14 protein-coding genes are annotated in these 14,024 nt (G+C 35.7%); 6 read left to right on the forward strand and 8 right to left on the reverse strand.

The window, feature by feature from the left end:
* The first annotated feature begins 32 nt into the window (after positions 1 to 32).
* The 5 genes from asnB to F3J23_RS08640 all read left to right on the forward strand — a co-directional run bounded on the left by asnB (position 33) and on the right by F3J23_RS08640 (position 5,869).
* Complete coding sequence (asnB, locus tag F3J23_RS08620) at positions 33 to 1,829, forward strand: asparagine synthase (glutamine-hydrolyzing) (protein WP_167027061.1); 1,797 nt, start codon at positions 33 to 35, stop codon at positions 1,827 to 1,829.
* Entirely contained in the window at positions 1,829 to 2,767 is a 939-nt protein-coding gene (locus tag F3J23_RS08625) for a glycosyltransferase family 2 protein (protein ID WP_167027064.1), read from the forward strand. Before asnB ends, F3J23_RS08625 begins: the two co-directional genes overlap by 1 nt.
* Positions 2,764 to 3,762, forward strand: coding sequence for an acyltransferase family protein (locus F3J23_RS08630; protein ID WP_167027068.1), 999 nt, complete (start codon positions 2,764 to 2,766; stop codon positions 3,760 to 3,762). The genes F3J23_RS08625 and F3J23_RS08630 overlap by 4 nt, the downstream gene beginning before the upstream one ends.
* A gap of 65 nt (positions 3,763 to 3,827) precedes the next feature.
* Complete coding sequence (locus F3J23_RS08635) at positions 3,828 to 4,781, forward strand: glycosyltransferase family 2 protein (protein WP_167027071.1); 954 nt, start codon at positions 3,828 to 3,830, stop codon at positions 4,779 to 4,781.
* Between the two features lie 146 nt (positions 4,782 to 4,927).
* A complete protein-coding gene (locus F3J23_RS08640) occupies positions 4,928 to 5,869 on the forward strand; it encodes a glycosyltransferase family 2 protein (RefSeq protein WP_167027074.1) in 942 nt (313 codons plus the stop codon).
* Here F3J23_RS08640 and F3J23_RS08645 read toward each other — a convergent pair.
* The 8 genes from F3J23_RS08645 to F3J23_RS08680 all read right to left on the reverse strand — a co-directional run bounded on the left by F3J23_RS08645 (position 5,866) and on the right by F3J23_RS08680 (position 13,378).
* Entirely contained in the window at positions 5,866 to 6,789 is a 924-nt protein-coding gene (locus F3J23_RS08645; protein ID WP_228455300.1) for a hypothetical protein, read from the reverse strand. The genes F3J23_RS08640 and F3J23_RS08645 overlap by 4 nt on opposite strands.
* Position 6,790: 1 nt before the next feature.
* A complete protein-coding gene (locus tag F3J23_RS08650) occupies positions 6,791 to 8,203 on the reverse strand; it encodes an MBOAT family O-acyltransferase (RefSeq protein WP_167027080.1) in 1,413 nt (470 codons plus the stop codon).
* 28 nt (positions 8,204 to 8,231) lie between these two features.
* Positions 8,232 to 8,945 carry an SDR family NAD(P)-dependent oxidoreductase gene (locus F3J23_RS08655; protein ID WP_167027083.1) on the reverse strand — a complete coding sequence of 238 codons (714 nt, stop codon included), beginning with the start codon at positions 8,943 to 8,945 and terminating at the stop codon, positions 8,232 to 8,234.
* Positions 8,942 to 9,340: a MaoC/PaaZ C-terminal domain-containing protein gene (locus tag F3J23_RS08660; protein WP_167027086.1), complete on the reverse strand. Its 399-nt coding sequence runs from the start codon at positions 9,338 to 9,340 to the stop codon at positions 8,942 to 8,944. The genes F3J23_RS08655 and F3J23_RS08660 overlap by 4 nt, the downstream gene beginning before the upstream one ends.
* The gene (locus tag F3J23_RS08665) at positions 9,340 to 9,576 is read right to left on the reverse strand and encodes an acyl carrier protein (protein WP_167027089.1); all 237 of its coding nucleotides are present in this window, start codon (positions 9,574 to 9,576) and stop codon (positions 9,340 to 9,342) included. Before F3J23_RS08665 ends, F3J23_RS08660 begins: the two co-directional genes overlap by 1 nt.
* A 22-nt stretch (positions 9,577 to 9,598) precedes the next feature.
* A complete protein-coding gene (locus tag F3J23_RS08670; protein ID WP_167027092.1) occupies positions 9,599 to 11,323 on the reverse strand; it encodes an HAD-IIIC family phosphatase in 1,725 nt (574 codons plus the stop codon).
* Between the two features lie 162 nt (positions 11,324 to 11,485).
* Complete coding sequence (locus tag F3J23_RS08675) at positions 11,486 to 12,508, reverse strand: acyltransferase family protein (RefSeq protein ID WP_167027094.1); 1,023 nt, start codon at positions 12,506 to 12,508, stop codon at positions 11,486 to 11,488.
* A 99-nt stretch (positions 12,509 to 12,607) separates the two neighbouring features.
* Entirely contained in the window at positions 12,608 to 13,378 is a 771-nt protein-coding gene (locus F3J23_RS08680) for a class I SAM-dependent methyltransferase (protein ID WP_167027097.1), read from the reverse strand.
* A 97-nt stretch (positions 13,379 to 13,475) separates the two neighbouring features.
* Here F3J23_RS08680 and F3J23_RS08685 point away from each other — a divergent pair, with 97 nt between their 5' ends.
* Positions 13,476 to 14,018 (forward strand): acyltransferase, encoded by a 543-nt coding sequence (locus F3J23_RS08685; RefSeq protein WP_167027100.1) that lies wholly within the window; start codon positions 13,476 to 13,478, stop codon positions 14,016 to 14,018.
* Positions 14,019 to 14,024: the final 6 nt, after the last annotated feature.

Consider the following 14,024-nt stretch of genomic DNA (forward strand, 5'->3'; position numbering starts at 1 on the left):
AAATGAGAATTAATGATGAAAACTAAAATATTATGTGTGGAATAGCCGGAATTATAAGTAGAAATGCCCAAAATTATCAGGAGGAAATTCAAAAAATGACGGATGTTATGGTTCATCGCGGCCCGGATTCTTCCCATTATGAATTTTATGAAAATGCCGCATTAGGCCACCGCAGACTCTCCATTATCGATCTTTCTGAAAATGGCAAGCAGCCTATGTTCTCTAATACAAAAAATGAATGCATTGTTCTGAATGGTGAGATCTACGGATATCAGGATATTAAGAGACAATATGCTGAATACCCTTATCATGGTGGTTCCGATACGGAAGTTATTCTTGCCATGTATCAGAGAAAACAGGAAAACCTCATCCATGATCTTCCGGGAATGTTTGCATTTGCCATCTGGGATGATCAGAGACAGCAATTGTTCTGTGCCAGAGACCGTTTCGGCGAAAAGCCATTTTATTATGCCATCGGAAATAATAATGAGTTCATTTTTGCTTCGGAAATCAAAGCTATTTTAGCCACAGGCCTTATTCAGCCCAAAGTAAATCCTGAAGCTGTTTCCAATTATTTACAATACGGATATGTAAGTTCCTACCAAAGCATTTACAGCAATATATTCACACTTCCGCCTGCTCATCAGCTGATCTGGAAAGACGGGAAAATAATCGTTTCCCGCTATTACAGCCTTCCGGCAAAAGACAGGGTTATCAGTCTGTCTGATGCTAAAGAAGAGTTCATGTATTTATTAAAAAATGCAGTAAAGAAACAGCTTATTGCAGACGTAAAGGTGGGAAGCTTTCTAAGCGGAGGCTTAGATTCTTCATCTATAGTGGCTCTTGTAAATGAGTTTTTACCTCATCAAACTACCATCAGCTTTGGATATGATCACAAAGATAGTGAGCTCAGATTTGCCAAAGAGATTGCAGACAAATACAAGACTGATCATATAGAAGTTCATGAACAAAAAAAAGATTTGGCTGAATCTTTACTGAGCGTTTCTCCCTTCTTTGACGAACCTTTTGCAGACACTTCATATCTTCCGCATTATGAGATCTGCAAAAACGCAAGGAAAAACCTTACAGTTGCTCTTTCCGGTGATGTAGGAGACGAATTATTCGGAGGATATCATTTTTACACCGCTGAAAATAAGCTGAGAAACCATTTTAGCTATAAAAATATTATTGCCCAATTCGGACTCAATCTTTATAAGAAGGTAAAGCCGGTTTCATTTATCACTCAAAACAATCTGAAGTATTCTTCTATTTTGGATTTTCACCTAAATTCGGTAAGAAATGATTTTAGTGCGGAAGAACGTAAAATGTTGGGAGTTTCTGCAGATTATCATCAGGAATACAGCTTTACCCCCAATCCTGATTCTTTGAATGATATCATGAGAGTTGATCTGGAAAATTACGTTCCTGGAAATATGATGGTTAAATCTGACAGAATGGCTATGGCCAATTCTCTGGAAGTAAGAACTCCATTTCTCGATATTGATTTCGCAGAATTTTGTATTCAGCTTCCCGAACAGCTGAAACTGAATAATGAAAATGACAAGATCATCCTTCGTGAAACCATGGGGCAGTATTGGACAGACACCATCAGAAACCGTCATAAACAAGGCTTTGGTTTAAGCGTTAAAAGCTGGTTTGATGAAGAAAACCTGATAAGGTTATCTGATCAGCTTTTAAGAGATCCTAATCAGAAAGTTTTCAACTATATCGATTTTAATGCAGCTCAAAAGTTTCTGAACAAAGATCATAAACATTGGAACCTGTTACAGCTTTCCCTTTGGGCCCATAATAACCAATCTGTATTATAATGCTTGATATTTCCGTCATCATTCCTGTATATAATGCTTCTGATTTTTTAGAAAAATCAGTACTTTCGGCATTGCAGTTCGAAGAAGTAAGAGAAGTTATTCTGGTGGAAGATAAATCTACCGATCATTCTCTGGAGATTTGTAAAAGGCTCGCCAATGAACATTCTAAAGTAAAATTATATCAGCATCCTGACAAAGAAAATCATGGTGCAGCTGCTTCAAGAAACCTGGGAATCGAAAAATCCACCAGTACTTTCATCACATTTTTAGATGCAGATGATTATTATCTCCCGAACAGATTTGATGCGGAAAAAACAATGTTTAACGACCCTAAAATAGATGGAGTATTCAACGCTGTCGGAGTTGAATATCTTACCGAAAAAGGCAAACAGGAATTTCAGTCTAAATTTAGTGACAGTACTCTTACTACTGTCAACTACCCTGCTGAAGGCAAAGAAGTTTTCAGAGGGCTTTTGGGGCTTACACCGAAAACTTTCGGTACATTTTTCCACCTGAATGCATTAACCGTCAGAAAGGCTTCTATTGAACAGCATCAATTAAGATTTAATAAAATCCTTCGCGTGCATCAGGATTCAGATTTCATCATTAAGCTAGCGTATCTATGTTATCTGAAAACTGGTATTATTGATCATGCTGTTGCCATGAGAGGGATACATGATGACAATAGAATTACAAAAATTGTAAGATATTCCGAGCAGTACAATCAAAGACAGAATCTTTTCTGGAATTCTCTATACGAATGGTCTAAATCTTTACCATTAGAAACAGATGCCGCGCAGCATATTTATCTTCAGAAAAAGGCATTTGAACTATCTGTAAAGAAAGGTTTCTCCAAGACTTTAGGTTTATTGGGAGCCATTCTTAAAAATCCGGATATTTTAAAAACAAAATACAGATTTACATATACTCATTCATGAAACTGAACAACCTTCAAATATTAAGAGGAATCTCTGCACTGATGGTTTGCGGGTTTCATTTTTCAGAATATATTAATTTTGAAAACCTCCATCTGGGCCGTATTTTATTTGGAAAAGGCAGCATAGGTGTGAATATATTTTTTGTGATCAGCGGGTTTATTATGGCGTTTACAACACAGAAAAAGGATTTCAGCATCAATACATCAAAGGAGATCACATTATTTTATAAAAGAAGAATAATCAGAATTATTCCTTTATACTTTCTGCTGACGCTTGCATGGATGATTATTGGCAGAAATTTCATGAGCTATTTTCATGGTGAAGGACTCGAAAGGCTCATCCATTCGATCTCGTTTCTCCCTCAAAAAGATACATTTCCCGTACTGTATTTAGGCTGGTCTCTTAATTATGAAATGTTTTTTTATCTGATATTTGGGCTCTCTCTTTTCTTTAACAGGAAACGGTATCTCTTCATTATCGGCTTTTTTATACTGACGTTTATTACAGGAATGCTATTTCCTTCTGACAGTGCTTATCTTCAAATGGTTACCAGTCATCTGAATTTATATTTTATAACGGGAATTTTATTTGCCCTCTTATTGAACCGGGTTTCCATCAATAAAACCTGGGCTGCTTTGATTTCCATTACAGGAATTGGAGTTTTTATATTGTTTTTAGTTGGAATTATTAACATAACAAATACGATCCTTACCTTGGTGATCGTCTCTTTATTTGTATTTTCATTTTTATTACTGGACTATACGTTCCGGGCTAAAGGAAATAAGTTCTTAATTTTTCTGGGTGATATTTCCTACTCTCTCTATCTCTCCCATCCTTTTGTGGAAATCTTTTTCAGGAGATTCAAGGTAGATGGATATCTGAATATTCCTTTTTTTATATTTAAAATAATAATTGTAATTGCTCTCGCTGCATTTCTGTATCATTTCGTAGAAAAAAGGATAACTGGGTATTTGAAAATTAAATTAAAAGCTTAAATTTCGGATTGAAAGGCAATTTATAAAACACGATACAGATAATTTATTGAAAAGGCAAAGTGGAAATGAAGATCTCAGTAGTTATTCCCGTTTATAATGCAGAAAAATATGTCTCACATGCAGTAGAATCTGCTCTTCAGTTTAGCGAGGTGTATGAAGTCATTCTTATTGAAGACCAGTCTCCCGACAACTCATTACTGGTATGCCAGCAGCTTGCTGAGAAACATGAAAGAGTGGTATATTATCAGCATGCTGATCAAAAAAATCATGGAGCGAGCCCAAGCAGAAATTTAGGCATCACAAAATCAACCGGTGATTTTATTGCGTTTCTGGATGCAGATGACTATTATCTTCCCAATAGATTTGAAGCAGAAAAAGAGCTCTTTAAAAATCCAAAAGTGGAGGGAGTTTATGGTGCCTTAGGAGTACACTATTACACTGAAAAGGCCAAAGAACAATATTATCATTTATTTGGAAACAGACTTACAACGGTTTACAAAACATACGCTCCTGAAGATGTTTTTTTAGGTCAGCTGCATCTGCTGGGAACCTTTGGGCATTTCAGCGTGGATACCCTTACTGTGCGAAGAGAGACTTTACTTAATAAAATAAATCCTTTATTCAAATCACATCTGAAACTTCATGAAGATACTGAATTTCTGATCCGTTTATCCTATTATCTTGACCTTTACCCGGGAAATATTGATGAAGCTGTAGCTATGCGCGGCGTACATGAGCAAAACAGAATTACCAAGGTGGATTCTCGTAAAATAGATCCTGCCATATCAAGATCATTACTATGGAAAGAGCTTAACCACTGGTACCAAGGGGAAAAAGATACTTCGGAGGAAATACAGATCCATATCCAAAGAATGCATCGAAGTTTTGAGATTGCTAAAGCTCCTTTCATCAAGAAATGGAGTATGATTGTAAAATATCTCTTCACAGATTACAAAAGTATCAGATCCGGGCTTTATAATATCAATTTCCGGCATTCTCTGATCCAAAAACTGACCTGAACAGACCACCAGTTGCATATTGAGAATAAGACTCCCGGATATTACATTCTGCTTTTTAACAGCAAAAAGACATCCTTAAGTTTACAATTTGACTATATTGCAAGGGTTTTCTTACACACAAATGAAAAAAATTTAATAAGCAAATAATGAAAATTTCAGTAGTAATTCCCGTTTACAACGCAGAAAGATATGTTTCACAGGCGGTAGAATCTGCGCTCCGTTTTGATGAAGTATATGAGGTTATCCTCGTGGAAGATCAATCTCCCGACAATGCCCTTCAGGTCTGTCAGCAGCTTACTGAAAAATACGACAGAGTAAAGCTTTACCAACATCCTGATAAAGGAAATCATGGTGCCGGCCCTACAAGAAATCTGGGAATAGAGAAAGCTACCGGTGATTTTATTGCGTTTCTGGATGCCGATGATTATTATCTCCCGAACAGATTTGACGCAGAAAAGGAACTTTTTAAAAACCCTGAAGTAGAAGGCGTATATGGTGCTCTGGGAGTTCATTATTATTCTGAAAAGGCAAAAGAACAATTTTACCCCTTATTTCAGGATAAACTGACTACCGTTTATCAACAGCACCCTCCCAAAGATGTTCTTAAAGGGCAGATATTTATGCTGGGAAGTTTCGGCTTATTCAGCATAGACACATTAACAGTACGCAGGAGTTCCCTGGTGAATAAAATGAAAATTTTGTTTAAATCAAGTTTAAGGCTGCATCAGGATACGGAGTTTTTATTCCGATTATCTTATTATCTGGATCTTTATCCCGGAATTTTAAATCAGGCTATTGCCATGAGAGGTGTACATGAAGACAACAGAATAACACAGGTAGAGTCTAAAAAAACCAATCCTGCCACCACCAGAATTCTTTTATGGAAAGAAGTGAATGACTGGGCCAATACCGAGAGTGCGCTCCCTGATGATGTAAAACTCCATATCAAAAGAATGTACAGAAGCTTTCAGATAGCCAATGCCCCTGCATTAGAAAAATGGGGGATGATTTTAAAATATGCGGTTATTGATTATCCTAGTATACGTTCCGGAGTTTATAATATTAACTTCAGAAAAGATGTGTTCTAATTTTTCCTGAAGGATTTGAGTGAATCGGCAATCCGTGAAGTCAGTTTTTTACCGGATTCTTTATACATATGATTTCCATCTGTGTATACATATTTATAAAAATCTTCAGAGAAATCGTAGTATTTTACATTCTGCTTGTGAGAGATGTCCTGTATTATCTTTTTGAATTGTGGAAATTTTCTGTTTTCAATATCAGTCAGATTTTTAGATGTTGGGATACGAACCAGGCAGACTCTTCCCCTTGTTCTTAGAAATCCGATGATCTCATTAAGGGCTGCCAACCGTTGCGGGGACAAATAATAGTTTTTCCTTTCCTGAACTTCATACTCTCTGGTTTTTTTTGCTGTTCTGGCAGCTATGGAGTCTTTGTGCATATTTACATTCACTTCCATCCACCCATCTTTATGAAGAAATGTGTTGGATCTGCCTACTGCAGACTCTCGTTCCATATAGATTTTAAACCAGCTTCTTGTATAATTCTTCAATAAGTATTCGTAATTATACGTCCAGTCATAAAAATACATATTATTAAGAGGGGATCTTTTTTCTGGAAAATCTTCTTCATTAGGAATCAATTCATTGAGTGAAAGGTTCCATGGGCTGACGGTTACAATGAAAATTCCATCTTTGGTATCAGGATCAAGTTTTCTTTTTAACGCTTTAAGATAAACCTGGCCGTAAGGTGAATCACCAATATTTAGTGAAAAGTTATCAAAAGGTACGGAAAGTTTGGTTTTGAGTACCTCCGGAACAATTCCCTGCGCGCCTCTGGAATCTCCCAGAATGATATTATGCGGCTTTTTAACGGCAAAATGCATATAATTATCATCAGTATTTCCATCAGCATAAGATCCCAGAAATAACAGTACAGCTGCTATTCCAATGATGTAAAATGATATTTTAAATAGGAATTCTTTCATATTAAAACTGTTCATAGATGTAACTGCCGTTGGAAAATGCACCGAAATACATAATCATAAGAATCAGAAAAACATACAGACTTCTTCTTATCAGCGGATTTAAACGGGCTACGGCAAGGCCATGCTCATAATCTTTATTCAGCCAGTCAATCAGTATCAGGATACCAATAAACCCTATAATTTTGATCTTAATAAACTGTGGAACCGTAAAAATAGAGAGACTGAATATTTTTCCGTACATCCCGAAAGCAGACTTCAGATCCGGAGCAGCAAAAAGGATGAGTGCAAAACAAACCATTAACATCGTCAGCAGTATATTTCCTAATTCTCCAAAAGTAGGAATGGCACCTGAAATCTTCTTCTTTTTATTAAGCTTGTCTTTTATAATCAAAGGAATATAATAGATCCCATGAAGCAGCCCGAATAATACAAAAGTAAATCTTGGCCCATGCCATGCTCCTATCAGAACAAAATTCAGAATAATTGCAGCAATTAACCCTTTTTTTCCATAATCTCTGAATTGAATAACCAATGGAGTGAAAACATATTCCGTAAGCCAGGAAGTAAGTGATATATGCCACTTCCTCCAATACTCGGCAATATTCTGGGCAAAAAGAGGAAAAGCGAAATTTTTTGTATTCTTAAATCCTAAAAGTCTGGCGAAACCTACTGCCATATCAGAATATCCTGAAAAATCCGCATACAATTCGAAAAGAAAAAGAATGGCACCAAAAGCTACTGTACTTCCTGAAAGGTGTTCATAATTTTGAAAAATACCTTGTGTGATGGGGCTAATACTATTGGCTACAACTACTTTCTTAAATGCACCTAATAAGATCTGCCTTGCAGCATCTGCCCCGGATTCTGCGGTAAAGATCCTTTCCTTTTTTAATTGGGGCAGGAGCAGTCCTCCCTTATCAATGGGACCGGAAGTCATACTTGGAAAAAAAGCAATATAATTGAAAAATGCCAAAGCATCTGTTTCAGGTTTCAATTTGTTATTTTTAATGTCCAAAAAGTAACTTACGATTCTGAAAGTATAAAAGCTTATTCCTAATGGAAGAATAATGTTTAATGTAATGGTATTCTTGATCTTAAACAGGCCGGCAAAGGAATCAATGAAAAAGCCAAAATATTTAAAATAGAAGAGAGTTCCTATCGCCAGGATCAAACCCAGGTTTAAATACAACTTTCTTTTTCTACCTTGATTTTCTCCGATTTTAAATCCTAAATAATATGCAATAGCAGAACTTCCGATCAGAAGAGCTAAAAACCGCCAGTCCCAGAAGCCATAAAAAATATAACTTGAGATCAGCAGCAGGATATTCTGTATTTTCAGGTCTTTGTTGAACAACCAATAAAGCCCGAAAGTAACAGCAAAAAAAAGGGAAAAAGCAATAGAGATAAACTGCATCCGTTTTTATTTAAAATTCAAATGGGTATTAATAATGTGAAGCATCCAGAAAAATATGGTTTCCGTTAAAGTGTTTTCCCCCATTGATGCAAAGATCAATTGCATTGGCTACATCTTTTCCTTCAAGTTGATCTTTCAGAGGATAACCGGAGAGTATCGTTTCTTTCATTCGTTCATCCATGTCTTTATGAAAGTCTGTTGGGATAAAAGACGGAGAAACGGAATTACACGTAATCCCGAATTTTACATTTTCCACGGCCCAGCTTTTACTCATTTGAAGGAGATAGGCCTTATTTGAATTGTAAACTGAGGTTCCCATCGCTGGTGCCTGAAGTGATGAAGAAAGAATATTGATAATTCTTCCCTGCTTTTTCTTTCGAAATAGGCTAATGCATTTTTGGGTAATCTCAAGAGTCGGAATGACATTATTCTTAAAATCTGTAAGAACTTTTTCAATTTCCGTTTTATGGAAATAAGTATCTATAAATGTTCCGCTGTAATAATTATTGATCAGGATATCGGGGTCAAAAGCTTCAATGGCAGAGAAAAAGTCTTGCAGTGTATCACCAGATGTAAAATTAACTTTGAAGGCTTTGGCCCTGGCAAATCTGCTTTCTATGTCTTTGGCCGATTCATCAGAATGACAGTAAGTAAACAGCACTTCGTATCCTTTTTCTAAAAGAAAAATATTGATCTCTTTCCCTATTCCGGAGGAGCCTCCTGTTAAAACAACTTTATTCACGACAGTTCTTTTATTTGTATTTTACCTGCAGCAACAATCTGCAGTTCTGCATTTATAAACTTAAATTTAAAAACACTCACCTGCACGGCTTCCGATTGTTCTGAAACCACGGCTTCAAAATTCAGAATATCATTCAGATACACAGGATTTTTAAAATTGATGGTTTGTGAAAGAATCATCACATCTTCTGTAGGCAGTAACTCTCCGATAAAATAAGAAAGAAAGCCATTCAGAATATTTCCATGCATTACTTTGGATCTGAATCCTTTATTAATGGCAAATTCTTCATCTGTATGTAAAGCATTTCTATCCGCAAAAACATTGATAAATCCTTTATAAACATCTTCATTTACCTTAAACTGATGCTGAAACGATTGATTTTCCTGAAGTATCATTACTTAGACAATATGCAATCTATCATTTCTCCAACATTGTTCCAGCTTTGAATCTCCGAAGATGTAAATCGTATCCCAAATGCTTTTTCAACGGCTACAATCAGCTGGATATGGGAAAGGGAATCCCATTCTTCAATATCTTCGGCTGTTGTTTCAAAGGTTAATACAATTTCATCATTATCCAGTTCATTATGGAAAATGTCTGTCAGTTTAGCTAAAATTTCGTCCTTGTTCATAATGTTTTTTATATCTAGTTTATTATTTATGGCTGATGTATACGTGTTTAGATTGATAATCTTCTACGTTCAGGAGCCATTTCTGATCTTGTTCTTTAAATCCGAGTTTTTCATAATGATCTTTAACCATCTCATTTTTGGCTGTCTGAATATATTCCCCTACAATATATTTATAGCCATTGATCCTGGCGGTATCTACAATGGTATTTAGGGTAAAATCCTCCATTCCTCTTTTCAGCACGCGGCAACTCATAAGCCAACTGTCTATGAAAAGGGTTTCATTGTCTTCTTTTTTCAGTACAATAACACAGATCAGCCCGTTATCTCCATATTTATCTTCAAGGGTAAAGGAAAGTGTGTAGTGCTCATCCGATTGAATCATACTTTCAATATCCTGCTCCGTATATCTTATCGTTCTTAGATTGAACTGATTTGACCGTTGGGTAAGCTGGGATACTCTCGGCTTTGAAAAGCTGTTGAAAGCCTGAACATCAGATGTCATATTCATACTTTTAAGAAAATCTTCCACGTTTGTAAAGCTCTCCAAAGCAACAGTTCTCTGTGCTTCTATCTGATACTGTCTGGTTCTTTCCGTATCATTTTCGGAAAAGCTGGCGGTTTCGAACAGATTTAAGCTATACAGATATTCGAGATATTCTGCCGGATCTTCCGGGAGTTCAGGAACACAGACTTCCGGTAGATTTTCTCTCACTAGATTCCGTTCAAACGGATTATCATCCAAAAATACCATAGAATCGAATCCTATGTTTAAAATGTTCTGAATCTTTCTGATATTATCTGCTTTATTCTCCCAATTGGCCACAAAAACAGCAATATCTTCCAGCTTAAGGACCATATCCGGATGCTTTTCAAATGGTTCTTTGGCCTTATCTTCATCATTTTTACTGCAAACCGCTAGAATGATTCCCCTTCTTTGTAATGCTTTTACCCAATATTGAAATTCTGTAAATGCTTTTCCGATTCCCAGGCTTCCGATCTGTATCTTCTCAAGCCCGTCATCGCCTATAATTCCTCCCCAGGTTGTATTGTCAAGATCCAGAATCAGGCATTTTTTAAATTTCCCTTCAAGAGATGTGATAATGCCTGCTATATGATGGGCAACAATAGGTAAAGCATCCAGTGATAAAACCATTTCCGTATTCACATAAATACTGGGAGAGAACATGAAATTCCTGCCCCATTTATTCTGAATAGAAAGAAGATCTGCAATAAAGAAATTATCATTTTTTACTGCAAGCTCGGCTGAAAGCAGGTAATTAAGTTTATTAAGCTGAAAAACAAAAGATGACTCTACTTTGTTCGAAAAATCTCCAAAAACCTGATTGTTGATTGAGAGAAAATTACAATAGATCACCCGGCTTTTCGTCCGGCTCTGAATGGTTCTGTAAAGTTCCTCAATATCTGCAATTTTATTTTCTGCAAATGAAATTTGAGAATTATATGATTTATAGTAGTTTCCTAATAGTTTATGAGAAGACTCAAAAATAATGGTGTACTCTGCTTCGAACTCATAATATTCAGAGTCCGGATCTAAAATCTGACGGGAAATCTGCCCAAAATCAGCTTCAAAAATTTCAAAGCTGAATCCTTCATTAATGACAGTAGCTTTTAAGGCAACATTCAGAAACTGGGTAGCAGTATCTCCCAATAAGGCAATTTTTATTGGCTTCAAATGGCCTGAATCTCTGCGCAGCTCTTTTTTTAATTCCGAAAACGTTTTGTACATGGATATTTATTTAAGATTTAAATGTACTCTCGTCTTCTGCTTAAAGGGATGCAAAAATACCAGGATACAATTTGATATATATTGAATATCTGCATTGGGAACCTTTTTAATTTTCATAATTGTGTGTGTGTTGTTTTTTAATACAAAAAGGGAACGCTTTTTCTATCTTACTTTCATCTTTTTAAGGTAGTTCCTTAAAGGCTTCTCAATACATTGATAAAAAAACATTGAGATTCCAATCAGCACTACTATATAAATCCAGAATATGGTATCTATACCAATCTGGTACTTTTTCAAAATTTCTCTTAGAATATATAACACAGGAATATGCGTTATATACACTGCATAACTTGCTTCTCCCAGATATTCCAAGGGTTTCCATGAAAAAATTCTTGTAAGAACTCCATTATTCCTTGATATCAATATCATAAGCGGAATAAACAAGATCCCCATCAATCCATTATGATATAAAAGAGGTACAAAAATTAGTAATAATAAAATTAATATAAAAATTATAACCACAGGAATATCATAATTCTGCTGCTTATGGTTTTTTATAAAAAACATTCCGGCAAGATTCCCCACCAAAAACTCATTAATGTGCATCAAAGGGAAATAAAACAGGAACTCATGACTTTCTGTGTGAGGTCCTTTATAATAGGATGAATTCTCATAAAGATTTGAAAACACCTGTGTTACAATCCAAATAATTATGGTGACCACCCAGATGCTTTTATTTCCTTTCGAATAAAAGTAATTGTACAAGACTGGAAACAGCAGGTAAAACAAAAATTCTACTGAGATAGACCATCCGGGAAAATTCAGGATCATAGCTTTCCCAGGCAACCAGCTTTGAAGACCAAACAGATACAGAAAACAATCGTAAACACTAAAGTTCAGGTATCGTGTCACCAAATACAGCAAAAGTCCGAGAACATACAAGGGATAGATTCTTGCAAATCTGTTTTTATAATAATCCAGATATTTGATCTTATCCTTCTGGTGATAGGCAACGATCATGATAAAACCTGAAAGAATAAAAAAATAGCTTACCCCAACATTAGCTTTCAGAAAAATAGTTGAAATGTAATTGATTTTATATAAAAACAAATCTTTGTTGAAATGGGAAATGACAATAGCCATAGCCGCAAGAAACCTGGTAAATGTTATCTGGGTTATCTTCATAAAAACTGCTTAAACAGCTGTACTACAAGTTTAAATTTAACTTTTATTCATCCAGAAACTTCCTGTAATCTCTTCAATGATCAACAATTTTGATACAGCTTACTTGATAAATACACCAATGTATTTTCCCTCGTATTCTACTACCGTAGTCTCTATATTATTTTTTTCACAAAAATCCTGATAAGCTGAATTGTCACCAATATCATCACTGATGAAAACACCTCCTTTTCTTAAATGTTTATATAATTCTGCATACGCCCAGATTCTTCCGTTGTAGCTTTTATCGGAATCATAGTGCAGCACATCAAAAATGCTATTCTCGGCGAAAATCTTCGGTAAAGATTCTTTATCTGCAAAACGGAATAATTTCCAACCGCTCTTAAGATTTTCAGGAACTATACACCCTACGTAACGATCTCCGTCGTCTGCAAGATAAGGCATATCTGAGCTGTATAATGTTCCGTTTCTTTTTACCAGAGACAAAAGTGTAGCCAGAGAAGACCATCCATAGGCAACTCCCGTCTCCACTACATGTTGAGCTTTGGTGAATTCACAAGCATAATATATCAGTTCTAATGCTCCCGGACCGCCCATTTTTACAGGACATTCCTTTTCATTTTGTTCAGCCTGTTTCAACACATCCTGATAGTTACTTCGGAAAGCATTAATCTCCAGTCCGAATAGCTTTAAAACAGCTTCTTTTTGCGAAACGGATCTTTCGGCAGCCCAGGAATTTGTCTTTTCCTTCCCTTTAAAAGCATTGCCTCTGTTAACCGTATTTTTAATAATCTTCCGGCCAAGCTCCGGATAAAGATCGGGCCTTTTCAGATACCCTATAAATGTTCTGAGAACTCTTGTTATTTCACTCACTGTGTTGCTTTTAATACAGCAAAAATAAAGATTTTTTTTCCATTTATGTAAAAACAAATTATATTTGTGAAACTCAAGTGAAAAAAAAAGCCAGGATATGTTCTATAACTTTTTCGAAAAAATAAACAGAAAGAAACAACTCTTTCTTTTGAAAAAACATCCCAACGTATTTTTTGAAAATATAAGATTAGGAGTCGGTAACCGTTTTACTCTTGATAAGGATGTGAAAAAGGTAAGTATTGGCGCCTCTGCTGACTTTAGAAACTATACCTGCATTCTTGTTACAAAAAATGCTACGTTGGAAATAGGTCATCACGTCTTTATGAATAACTTTTGTTCTATCAACTGTTTAGAACACATAATCATAGGCAACAACACATTATTTGGTGAAAATGTAAAACTATATGATCACAACCATGTCTACGAAACATCACCTGTTATGAAAGTATATCCTTCAGAATTTACAAAAGCTCCCATAAAAATAGGAAATAATTGCTGGCTTGGAAGCAATGTAACCGTTTTAAAAGGAGTAACCATTGGAGACAATTGCATCATAGGTGCCGGATGTACAATTTACAAAGATGTTCCTCCTAATACTCAGGTTATTAACAAACAAGAACTGGTCTTCAATTCCCTTTAATCATCA

This window comes from Chryseobacterium sp. Tr-659 (assembly GCF_011752975.1).
In the GTDB taxonomy this organism is placed as follows: domain Bacteria; phylum Bacteroidota; class Bacteroidia; order Flavobacteriales; family Weeksellaceae; genus Chryseobacterium.

Bases quoted from the DNA above. Each gene is read 5' to 3' on its own strand.
- asnB (WP_167027061.1), top strand. From the start codon at position 33: ATGTGTGGAATAGCCGGAATTATAAGTAGAAATGCCCAAAATTATCAG.
- F3J23_RS08645 (WP_228455300.1), bottom strand. From the start codon at position 6,789: ATGAAAGAATTCCTATTTAAAATATCATTTTACATCATTGGAATAGCA.
- F3J23_RS08670 (WP_167027092.1), bottom strand. From the start codon at position 11,323: ATGTACAAAACGTTTTCGGAATTAAAAAAAGAGCTGCGCAGAGATTCA.
- F3J23_RS08685 (WP_167027100.1), top strand. From the start codon at position 13,476: ATGTTCTATAACTTTTTCGAAAAAATAAACAGAAAGAAACAACTCTTT.
- F3J23_RS08660 (WP_167027086.1), bottom strand. From the start codon at position 9,340: ATGATACTTCAGGAAAATCAATCGTTTCAGCATCAGTTTAAGGTAAAT.
- F3J23_RS08650 (WP_167027080.1), bottom strand. From the start codon at position 8,203: ATGCAGTTTATCTCTATTGCTTTTTCCCTTTTTTTTGCTGTTACTTTC.
- F3J23_RS08625 (WP_167027064.1), top strand. From the start codon at position 1,829: ATGCTTGATATTTCCGTCATCATTCCTGTATATAATGCTTCTGATTTT.
- F3J23_RS08630 (WP_167027068.1), top strand. From the start codon at position 2,764: ATGAAACTGAACAACCTTCAAATATTAAGAGGAATCTCTGCACTGATG.
- F3J23_RS08665 (WP_167027089.1), bottom strand. From the start codon at position 9,576: ATGAACAAGGACGAAATTTTAGCTAAACTGACAGACATTTTCCATAAT.
- F3J23_RS08675 (WP_167027094.1), bottom strand. From the start codon at position 12,508: ATGAAGATAACCCAGATAACATTTACCAGGTTTCTTGCGGCTATGGCT.
- F3J23_RS08640 (WP_167027074.1), top strand. From the start codon at position 4,928: ATGAAAATTTCAGTAGTAATTCCCGTTTACAACGCAGAAAGATATGTT.
- F3J23_RS08635 (WP_167027071.1), top strand. From the start codon at position 3,828: ATGAAGATCTCAGTAGTTATTCCCGTTTATAATGCAGAAAAATATGTC.